General features: G+C 39.8%; 11 protein-coding genes. 5 read left to right on the forward strand and 6 right to left on the reverse strand.

The genetic code is table 11. The annotated features are described in order from the left end of the window. Positions 1 to 767 (forward strand): hypothetical protein (locus QZ620_RS11970; protein WP_295181938.1); only part of this gene is annotated, 767 nt, incomplete at its 5' end. A 106-nt stretch (positions 768 to 873) separates the two neighbouring features. On the opposite strand, the gene QZ620_RS11975 is transcribed toward QZ620_RS11970, so the two are convergent. From QZ620_RS11975 to QZ620_RS11990, 4 genes are all read right to left on the reverse strand, one after another. Then, a complete protein-coding gene (locus tag QZ620_RS11975) occupies positions 874 to 1,086 on the reverse strand; it encodes a hypothetical protein (RefSeq protein WP_295181940.1) in 213 nt (70 codons plus the stop codon). 130 nt (positions 1,087 to 1,216) lie between these two features. Continuing rightward, positions 1,217 to 2,905 carry a M1 family metallopeptidase gene (locus QZ620_RS11980; protein WP_295181944.1) on the reverse strand — a complete coding sequence of 563 codons (1,689 nt, stop codon included), beginning with the start codon at positions 2,903 to 2,905 and terminating at the stop codon, positions 1,217 to 1,219. Then, positions 2,874 to 3,746, reverse strand: a complete 873-nt coding sequence (locus QZ620_RS11985; protein ID WP_295181947.1) for a hypothetical protein — start codon at positions 3,744 to 3,746, stop codon at positions 2,874 to 2,876. The genes QZ620_RS11980 and QZ620_RS11985 overlap by 32 nt, the downstream gene beginning before the upstream one ends. A gap of 5 nt (positions 3,747 to 3,751) precedes the next feature. Beyond that, positions 3,752 to 5,380 (reverse strand): carboxyl transferase domain-containing protein, encoded by a 1,629-nt coding sequence (locus tag QZ620_RS11990; protein ID WP_295181950.1) that lies wholly within the window; start codon positions 5,378 to 5,380, stop codon positions 3,752 to 3,754. Positions 5,381 to 5,560: 180 nt separating this feature from the next. Here QZ620_RS11990 and QZ620_RS11995 point away from each other — a divergent pair, with 180 nt between their 5' ends. From QZ620_RS11995 to ettA, 3 genes are all read left to right on the forward strand, one after another. After that, the gene (locus tag QZ620_RS11995; RefSeq protein WP_141877153.1) at positions 5,561 to 5,740 is read left to right on the forward strand and encodes a CAL67264 family membrane protein; all 180 of its coding nucleotides are present in this window, start codon (positions 5,561 to 5,563) and stop codon (positions 5,738 to 5,740) included. Between the two features lies 1 nt (position 5,741). Continuing rightward, complete coding sequence (locus QZ620_RS12000; RefSeq protein WP_295181955.1) at positions 5,742 to 6,218, forward strand: DinB family protein; 477 nt, start codon at positions 5,742 to 5,744, stop codon at positions 6,216 to 6,218. Positions 6,219 to 6,280: 62 nt separating this feature from the next. Further along, on the forward strand, positions 6,281 to 7,972 hold the full coding sequence (gene ettA / locus QZ620_RS12005) for an energy-dependent translational throttle protein EttA (RefSeq protein WP_295181957.1): 1,692 nt from the start codon (positions 6,281 to 6,283) through the stop codon (positions 7,970 to 7,972). 121 nt (positions 7,973 to 8,093) lie between these two features. Here the strand turns inward: ettA and QZ620_RS12010 are convergent, their stop codons facing one another. Together QZ620_RS12010 and QZ620_RS12015 are read right to left on the reverse strand one after the other, a co-directional pair. Then, positions 8,094 to 8,330, reverse strand: coding sequence for a DUF1456 family protein (locus QZ620_RS12010; protein ID WP_295181959.1), 237 nt, complete (start codon positions 8,328 to 8,330; stop codon positions 8,094 to 8,096). A 2-nt stretch (positions 8,331 to 8,332) separates the two neighbouring features. Continuing rightward, positions 8,333 to 9,625: a DUF2254 domain-containing protein gene (locus QZ620_RS12015; protein ID WP_295181961.1), complete on the reverse strand. Its 1,293-nt coding sequence runs from the start codon at positions 9,623 to 9,625 to the stop codon at positions 8,333 to 8,335. A gap of 195 nt (positions 9,626 to 9,820) precedes the next feature. On the opposite strand from QZ620_RS12015, the gene QZ620_RS12020 reads away from it, so the two are divergent. Further along, positions 9,821 to 10,264, forward strand: a complete 444-nt coding sequence (locus tag QZ620_RS12020; protein WP_295181963.1) for an Hsp20/alpha crystallin family protein — start codon at positions 9,821 to 9,823, stop codon at positions 10,262 to 10,264. Positions 10,265 to 10,360: the final 96 nt, after the last annotated feature.

The raw sequence follows: 10,360 nt of genomic DNA on the forward strand, positions 1-10,360 counted from the left end.
GCGGGCGGGATACAAGTGCAGCTAAAGCGATGACAGGCTCCCCTCCCGAACCTGCCTCGCCATTACCATTCGGGAGATTTATAAGGAGCTTTAAAATGAACAATCTTCAAAGAACATCCCAGCAAGAACCAGATGTGTCGATCTATGATCCCGAGTGTGCCGTCAACTCTCCCGAGCTTATACGATCTTGGGTAGACAGCTTGGATACCTGTACAGAGTTTTGTGAAAGATTGGCGAATGGTTTTTTCACGCTGATCCCGTACTACTATGCCCGGGAAGATGGAACGTTTCCCGATCCTCCCGAGTTCTGGCAGCGAAACCTGTTGTCGTACTCGTTCTATCTGGGGCTCGGGGCTACGATCTTCAACAGGCAGTTTGCACAGTATCTTTTGTACGGTCTGGCCGAGGGTCCCAGCAAGGTTGCGCTGCTCTTGTTCAGTGAAGTCAAAAGGGTTGGCTGTCCGGACAAGGTTCAGCAGTGGCATCACGCGGTGAACGTATTGACGTACTTAACCGAGACCATTTCTCCAGAGACAACGGGGCCGGATGCTGACGCAGAACTGGTAAGGGAGAGAATGCCTGTTGCAGGCTTAACCCCCGCAATCCGGCTGGGGTTCAACGATCCCGAATTTGCAGGAGCGTTGTTTGAAGGAGCGGTTGATGAGAAAGAGAAGTGTGGTGACGAGGAACTGGTTGCAAGAATTGAGTGGATGAAGGAGTTTATTTTCAATGCTCACAGTCAAAAAGAAACTCACTCAACCAATTAACAAGCACCTCCCCCGGTCTCCGATCCTTGAGGCCGGGGGAAGTTTTTTAATGGCGGTGATTTGATATGGGTGTCCGGGGTCTCTAGATCAGATCCAAAAATACAACCTAACCGCTCACCTTTCCGCCCACAAATTTTTTTGATGTACAGAAAAAACCAATCGCGAACCCAATCAGGCTCCACATATGCCCACTCAGTTGAGTTCCATAAAAACCTACCGAGTACTTCGTGCCGAGCCACTGGGCAACAGCCATAAAAACACCAGCCATGGTAAGGCCTCCAATGGTAGCTCTAACACCCGAGTGGGTACTGCCTCGCAAACCAGACCCCGCAAACGCAGACAGCAGAGATGAACCGAACAGGCTTAGGGCAACTACCCAACCGTGGCTGATGGCGTCGTAAGCTGCAATCGCACTGAATACCACGAAGACAAGAATAAAAAACGCCATATTAGTTCACCCCGAAACAACAGTTCCTAATTTTTTCTACCCGAACATAGAAATCCAAATCATTTAGTATGACTTCATCCAGTTCTTCACCGGTTTCAAAACGTTGCCAATCTGAAGTGGCATCGAGTCTTATCTCCTCTTCATCTATAAAAACATCTACAGGCATGCTAAAATTAATGACATCTGCTTTCCATCGATACTGGAAGTGATCATCGCCTTGCTTTAGTTGTAATATCGGTAATGCTGAATGTCGTAAATATTGATCGAAGACCGGTTTTAAATCCACAGTGGTAGCTTTATCGAAAAAGGCCTCAGTATCTTCTGTAGTAATGGTTTTGTGTCTGTAAGTGCTGGTATAGTCTCTAAGTGTATTCCACCATAGTTCGTCATCATCATAAATACTTCTGATCATATTCAGAAGATTTGCTCCTTTAAAATACATGTCTCCGGAACCTTCAGAATTAATGCCATAATCTCCAATGATTGTGTTGTTATTACTAATACCTCTTCTTGTTCCTTTCAGATATTCCTGAGCTTTTTCTTTACCCCAACGGCATTCTACATAAATAGATTCAGTATAACTGGTAAATCCTTCCTGTATCCACATATCTGCAATATCCTTAGCGGTGATGCTATTCCCATACCACTCGTGACCAGATTCGTGGATGATGATGTAATCCCAAAGTAATCCGATTCCGGTTCCGGAAAGATCATTTCCAAGGTAACCTTTCATATACTCGTTCCCATAAGCCACAGCCGACTGGTGTTCCATGCCTAAATAAGGAGTTTCTACGAGTTTAAATCCATCTTCCTCAAAAGGATAGGGACCCATTTTTTCATAAAAACAAGCCATCATATCCTGAACTTCTTCGAACTGTTCTTTTGCTTTGTCAAGGTTGTATGGTAATACGTAATAATCCAAGTCCAGATCTTTAAATTTATCAGAGAAATGAGTATAATTCCCAATATTGATCATGATATTGTAGTTGTTAATAGGACTCTTTACTGCCCATTTCCACTTCGTGTATCCATCTTTCAACTCTTCTTTGCCTAAAAACCTACCATTGGAAACATTCATGAGTCCGTTTGGGACCGCAATATCAATTTGAGCAGCATCCGGTTCATCGCTTTGATGATCCTTGTTAGGATACCAGAGACTTGCGCCGGTTCCTTGCACTGCAACTCCTACCCAAGGGTTTCCGTCTTCATCGGTATCCCAGACAAAACCTCCATCCCAGGGTGCGTTCTTAGCTACAATAGGATTTCCGTGGTAATAGAATTTAATAGAGTCTGAAGTTTTCTCTTTTAAAGCTTCTTCAAAATTTACAAATACCGCATTGTACTTACGGGTGTACTCCAGATTTGCGTTTTGATGTACAATAGAGTCTATCTGCATATTTTCGAATAGATCCAATTGCATCACTGGCAGAGAGCCAAGAACTTTGAAATGTATGGCATTACTACCGGCAATTGACCGTGCTTCCGGGTTCACTTTAAGATCCAGGTGATACTTTGTAACATCGTAATTGGATCTTTCAGGGCGTAACGAACCTCTTAAAGTATCAGCTTCAGTATAATTAGTATGATTTGAGCCAACTACCTGAGCTTCCAGGTTCATTGATAGCAACAATGAGACCAGCAAGCCGACAAATAATAATTTATTCTGCATGGATAACAAATAATTGAGCATTAGGATCCTCTTTCAGTTTCTCCTGCATGCTATTGGTTAATTCGGTAAAACTTTTCAAAGACTGACCTTTACAAACACCATATGAGTAATGATACTTCAATAGTTCCAGATCTTCATCAGATAATCTTCTAAAAGAATTACAGGCAGATAAGATACTTTCACAATTAAGATCCTTACTGGAAGCGAAATATCCCAGGGACTTGAAAAAATGATATTTCAGTAGATTTTCTTTCAGTAGATTATTGGTAACCACCGCGGTATTCACTTTCAATGAAGCTTTATAGATCTGGCTTTTGCCATTCCAGCTTACATAATAACCACTTTTATTGCCAATTCGAGGTTCATGTTCTGTCTTGTGATCTTCGTTCAAATAATAAACAATATAATTACTCTTCTCCCTAATAAAATTCCGACTAATCTTAAGAGAGTCAACTTCTCTAGATAGTTTTTCCGCAAAATTCATAAGAAATCTTGCATCGTCTTCAGGAACACTTTTATCAAAGTAAATACGAAGCTCATCTTTCCAGTAACGCATGAATCTAGAAGAATCGACCTTGTTTTCCGTATCGTACACCACCGCTTTGTAGGTGTTGAGAAAAGCCGAATCTTTAGGTTCGTAGCGAACCTGCTTCTTACCGCGAAAAGGATCATAATCCATTGGCACCTGGACCATAGAATCGCCTTTTATATAACGAACATCCACGGTATCAGGAATAGATTTGAACTGTGCGAGATAAGCCGTTTTTGGAATGTATTTCCTTGAACGTCTCAGATCAATCGTATCCTGAGCATATCCCTGGCAGGCCATCATTATGACCAAAAGAATTATCAGTTTCTTCATAGAAATCAGGTTTGGATAACTCCCATATTGAAATCCTTTTCAATCGGGGCGTGGTCTGCAGCTTCAATTCCCATTGAAATCCATTTCCTGGTATCTTTAGGTTCTATCACTGCATCTGTCCAAAGTCTGGCTGCAGCATAATATGCTGAGGTTTGTTCGTTATACTTCGCTTTAAGCTTCTCGAAAACTTCTTTTTCTTTCGCTTCATCTACCTTTTTGCCTTTCTTCGCCAGGGAAGCAGTTTCGATTTGTGCCAGTACCTTTGCAGCCTGAGTTCCTCCCATCACAGCGAGCTCTGCACTTGGCCAGGCAGCGATCAATCTTGGGTCATAAGCTTTTCCACACATCGCGTAATTTCCAGCGCCATAGGAATTCCCCAGAATGATAGTAAATTTTGGTACTACCGAATTACTTACGGCACTTACCATTTTTGCTCCATCTTTTATGATCCCGCCATGTTCACTTTTACTTCCAACCATAAAACCAGTCACATCCTGTAAAAACACCAATGGTATTTTCTTTTGGTTACAGTTGGCAATAAATCGTGTCGCCTTGTCTGCTGAATCTGAATAGATCACTCCGCCAAACTGCATTTCGCCTTTTTTCGTCTTTACGATCTTACGCTGATTCGCCACGATACCAACAGCCCAGCCATCAATACGCGCATAACCGGTAATGATCGTCTGGCCGTAGCCTTCCTTATATTCTTCAAATTCAGAGTTATCAACCAGTCTTTCTATGATCTTACGCATATCGTATTGATCACTTCTTTTCTTCGGAAGAATTCCGTAGATCTCATCTGGATCTTCTTTAGGTTTCACAGACTTTTTGTGGCTAAAACCGGCTCTGTCAAAATCCCCGATCTTATCCATGATATTCTGAATCTTGGTAAGAGCATCTTTGTCATCTTTCGCTTTGTAATCTGTTACTCCGCTAATTTCTGAATGAGTTGTAGCTCCGCCAAGAGTTTCATTATCGATACTTTCTCCAATGGCAGCTTTTACAAGATAACTTCCGGCAAGAAAGATACTTCCTGTTTTTTCAACGATAATCGCCTCGTCACTCATAATTGGAAGATACGCTCCGCCAGCTACACAGCTACCCATTACGGCGGCTATCTGGGTAATTCCCATACTGCTCATTACCGCATTGTTTCTGAAGATCCTTCCGAAGTGTTCTTTATCAGGGAATATTTCATCCTGCATTGGTAGAAAAACTCCTGCACTGTCTACCAGGTAAATAATGGGTAGTCGGTTTTCAATAGCGATCTCCTGAGCCCTGAGATTCTTTTTTCCTGTTATGGGGAACCATGCACCGGCTTTTACAGTAGCATCGTTTGCCACCACGATACATTGTTTCCCAGAAACATGACCAATCTTCACTATAACACCACCTCCAGGGCAGCCACCGTGTTCTTCGTACATTCCTTCTCCGGCAAAAGCACCGATCTCTATGGCTTTTTCAGCATCATCAAGTAGGAAATTGATACGCTCTCTCGCAGTCATTTTGCCCTTTGCATGATGTTTTTCTATTCTTTTCTCTCCACCACCTAATTTTACCTTGGCAAGTTTCTGTCTTAATGTGGAAACCAGTAACTTGTTATGATCTTCATTCTTATTGAAGTTGATATCCATTATTTTGAATTTATTACAGGAATTTGATTATTTTAATGTGATTAATTCGAAATTAATCTATTTTCTGAATAATTTTTAAGAATTCTCACTCAGAAATGGCTTTTGCTAAAATACAAAAAGACAGCAATTCTTCAGATTAATTGCGCTAATTATAATTACAAGGACACTAAAATCGCATCTATGGCAATGAACAAAAACACCATCTTCGCATGGGCCTCTTTTCTCACCTTTTTAGTTGGTGCAGCATTAGTATTATTAGGAGTATTAAAATATAAGGAATATGCCATCGGGTTTTCGGTTACCGGGATAGGATTTTTCTTTATTTCCTGGGTGTTCAATGCATTAAAAGGCCGTATCTAATATGAATGTAGATGTTATAAAGAAGCAAATCGCGATACATCTGGATGGCGGAAAAGCATTTATGCCTATTCAGAATTTGATCGCCGAAATCCCTTTTGATAAAATAGGAATACGACCTCACAATCTGCCTTACTCTATATACGAACTGTTCTATCATATAGTATATGCACAAAAAGACATTCTGGATTATTCTATTAGTGAAGAGTATTCAGCAGCGAACTGGCCTAAGGATTACTGGCCAGAAAAGCAAAAACCAGATAATGAAGAGGAATGGAAAGATCTAAAAACTCAATTCTTTCAAGATAGAGAGAGCTTAAAAACCTTTTTTACTTCCGAAGAAAATGCGCTGGATGATGTAGTCCTGAATTCAACAGAACATACAATTATAAGACAGGTTATGCTGGTAATTGAACATAATGCGTACCATACAGGTCAATTACTTCTTTTATGCAGATTATTGGAAATCCATGATAATTGATTTCTCTGAAAATTTCAGGATATTTGCACTCGCAATCAATTGAAAATTAATTATACAAAAATATGTCAGACGATAAAAAAGTGATCTTTTCGATGTCTGGTGTGACCAAAACCTTTCCGAAGGCAAACACACCGGTATTGAAAAATATCTATTTAAGTTTCTTTTATGGCGCTAAGATCGGGATCCTTGGTCTTAACGGTTCAGGTAAATCTACCTTGATGAATATTATAGCCGGGAAGGACACAAACTTCCAGGGTGATGTGGTGTTCTCGCCTAATTATACGGTTGGAATGTTGGAACAGGAACCGGAACTTGATGATGAAAAAACGGTGCTGGAAGTGGTAAAAGAAGGAGCTGCTGAAACCGTAGCGATCCTTGATGAGTACAACAAGATCAATGATATGTTCGGGTTGCCGGAAGTTTATGAGGATGCAGATAAAATGCAGAAACTCATGGACAAGCAGGCAGAACTTCAGGATAAGATTGACGCCAGCAATGCCTGGGAACTTGATACGAAACTGGAAATCGCAATGGACGCTTTAAGAACTCCAGAGCCAGATAAAAAGATCGGAGTACTTTCTGGAGGGGAAAGAAGAAGAGTTGCTTTATGTAGATTGTTACTTCAGGAACCAGATGTTCTTTTACTTGATGAGCCTACCAACCACCTTGATGCAGAGTCGGTACACTGGCTGGAGCATCACCTGCAACAATATAAGGGTACTGTGATCGCGGTAACTCACGATAGATATTTCCTTGATAATGTAGCGGGATGGATTCTGGAACTGGACAGAGGAGAAGGTATTCCTTGGAAAGGAAATTACTCTTCATGGTTAGATCAAAAATCAAAGCGTCTTGCTCAGGAGCAAAAACAAGCTAGTAAAAGACAGAAAACTTTAGAACGAGAGCTTGAATGGTCAAGAATGAGTCCGAAAGGAAGACAGTCCAAGCAGAAGGCAAGATTAAAGAATTACGATAAACTTCTTAGTCAGGATCAAAAGCAAATGGATGAAAAGCTGGAAATCTACATCCCAAACGGACCACGATTGGGAACAAATGTGATCGAGGCTGAGGGTGTAAGTAAAGCTTTTGGAGATAAACTTCTTTATGAAGACCTGAACTTCCAGTTGCCACAGGCAGGAATTGTTGGAATTATTGGACCAAACGGTGCAGGTAAGACCACGATCTTTAAAATGATAATGGGAGAGGAAGCTCCAGATAAAGGATCTTTCAAGGTGGGTGAAACTGCCCAGATCGCTTATGTGGATCAAAGCCATTCCAATATAGACCCTGAAAAAACTATCTGGCAGAACTTTAGTGATGAACAGGAGCTGATCATGATGGGCGGTCGTCAGGTTAATTCGAGAGCTTATTTAAGCAGGTTTAACTTTAGCGGTAGCGAACAGAATAAGAAAGTGAACATGCTTTCGGGTGGAGAAAGAAACAGGTTGCACCTTGCTATGACTCTAAAAGAAGAAGGAAACGTTTTGCTTCTGGATGAGCCTACCAATGACCTTGACGTCAACACGCTTCGTGCTTTGGAAGAAGGTCTCGATAACTTCGCAGGATGTGCTGTAGTGATCTCTCACGACCGTTGGTTCCTGGATAGGATATGTACGCATATTCTAGCCTTCGAAGGAGATTCGCAGGTGTACTTCTTTGAAGGTAGTTTCTCAGATTATGAAGAGAATAAGAAAAAGCGTTTAGGTGGTGATCTAATGCCGAAACGTATCAAATACAAAAAACTGGTTCGCTAAAAATTAGTTTTTCAGAAATAAAAAGAGGAGTTGAAAATAGTTTCAACTCCTCTTTTTTAATTTTGTCTAAAGTCTAAAGTCTAAAGTCTAAAGTCTAAAGTCTAAAGTCTAAAGTCTAAAGCTACTTCTTCTTCGGCATTGGTCCACGTAAATGGATGATCAAGCCATCAAGGAAGTTACGAAGGAATTGATCTCCACATTCCACGTATTTATCATGATCTTCTCTTCTGAAGATCGCTCCAAGTTCACTTTTACTCACCTTGAAATCCACGAGTTCGCAAATCTTAACGATATCATCATTAGTAAGTTTATGAGCAACTCTTAGTTTTTTAAAAATATCATTGTTAGTTAGCGCCATGCTTATGTTGTTTGTAAATTAAAACGTTTAACCAGATTAGTAATAGTGTTAATATCCACTTCATTTTCAATAGAACTTCTGGCGTCTACAAGTAGGTTTTGTGCTTCCTTACGTAAACATTCAGAATATTCATTATTATTTTTTACCTGCTTTTCAAGATAATAGAACATCAGAAGTAATTTCTGCACCAAAGTTATATCATGTTTGCAATATGTACGAATTGAGGCCATGATATTATACAAAAGATCTTCAAAATCTATCGTATTTAGTTTTACGTAAGCTTCTTCATCCCTAAAAATATAGCTGGTATCTCTTTTTTGCATTCTTAAGGCAAGGAGTTCCGTGAGATAATCAATGCCATTGATCGCAGTACCAGGATCATTAATTCCCGGGGACATTGCTTTTACAATGATCTCGGTTATTTGTTTAAAAGCAAGCGTATAATTATCGGCCACCAATTCTTCTCTCGAAAAATTGAAATTAGATAATATCAACTTTACGATCTTTTCGTCAACTTCCTTGTTGACTTTAAATAGCGGAATACCGCTTAGAACAAATATTCCCTTGACCGGTAGAATATGGATTTTTACATCGTGTTCCACGCATATATCCACGAGATTAGTAAAAGAAATATTCTGAAGATACCCGCTTTGTACGCTATGATAACTGGTCCATTTCTCTGTCTCCTGAAACTCAATTTCCTTAAATTTCTGTTTGTCTACAAGTTCCTGTAGCCTGTCTTTTGCCACCTGGTAAATATTCTGTAGGATATTGCTAATCTGAATACTTTGCGAAATATTATGGATAAAATAAATGAAAGAATAAAAGCAAACCACAGTTTGAAGAATTCCTAGCAGTACAGCTACCCCGGGTAATTGATACTCATCTCCGGTAGGTTGTATTGCAAATAGTACGAATATGCAATAAAGGATAGTGAATAAGAATATTCCAAGGATAATTTGATGCCGTTTGTCACTAATCAATCCCGGTAGCAATCTGGGTGTAAAATTGCTGGAGGCGTTGCTGAGTAGTAACATTACCATTGAGAAGCTGAAAACCATCATCGAAATAAGTCCGGAGATTAGTGAACTTAAGATGGTCATAGCGGTATCGCCATTTTCAATAACCAGTGGAGGGAGATGTTCCAATAAAAATTTCGAGATACCTCGATTTTCGAGGTACAACATAAAAAAGGCAAAGTTGAATCCAGCGAAGGCAAGTAATGTAGGGTAGAACGCAATCTTGCTTTCAAGTACATTGAAGAATGAAAGAGTGCGGTTATAAAGTTGCTTCATACAAATAAGATTGAGTATAAAATTAAGCAATCATGATTTAGTAGTCGGATTTTTGATAAAAATTAGACAAAAGAGACATTGTGACATGTTATAAATGAATTAAAACGACAAAAAGGCATGTTTTTCCTGATGGTACCGGAATTGCTATTCCTTCTACGAAATCAAAAATGATTATTAATCTAAAAACATAAAACTATGAGTCTTATTAAGCGAAATGAAACAGGTTGGTTACCATCAGTGATTGATGATATGTTCAAAAATGACTGGCTTGGTGGAACTACAAACGTGAATAGTATTGGAACCAGTATTCCAGCAGTAAATATTAGAGAAACTGAGGACAGTTTTTCTGTTGAAGTTGCTGCTCCAGGAAAGGGAAAAGAAGATTTTAATATTGAACTCGATAATGATGTTCTAACTATTTCTTCGGAAGCTAAAAAAGAGGTTGAGAAAACTGAAGAGCAGGGTAGATTTACCAGAAGAGAATTTAGCTACAGTAATTTTAGAAGAGCTTTTAGCTTGCCAGATTCTGTAGATAGTGGTAAAATATCTGCAACCTACAAGAATGGTGTTCTGGAAATAGCCCTTCCAAAAAAGGAAGAAGCAAAAGTACAGGCCAAAAGGTTGATCGATATTTCGTAACCAATGGTAGTTTGATTAGTTAAAGTTGAAGAGCGCTCTACGGAGCGCTTTTTTACTGACTTAAAAGTATCCACCTGTTTCCCGCACTCTGAATTG

Source organism: uncultured Christiangramia sp. (genome assembly GCF_913046405.1).
Lineage (GTDB): Bacteria > Bacteroidota > Bacteroidia > Flavobacteriales > Flavobacteriaceae > Christiangramia > Christiangramia marina.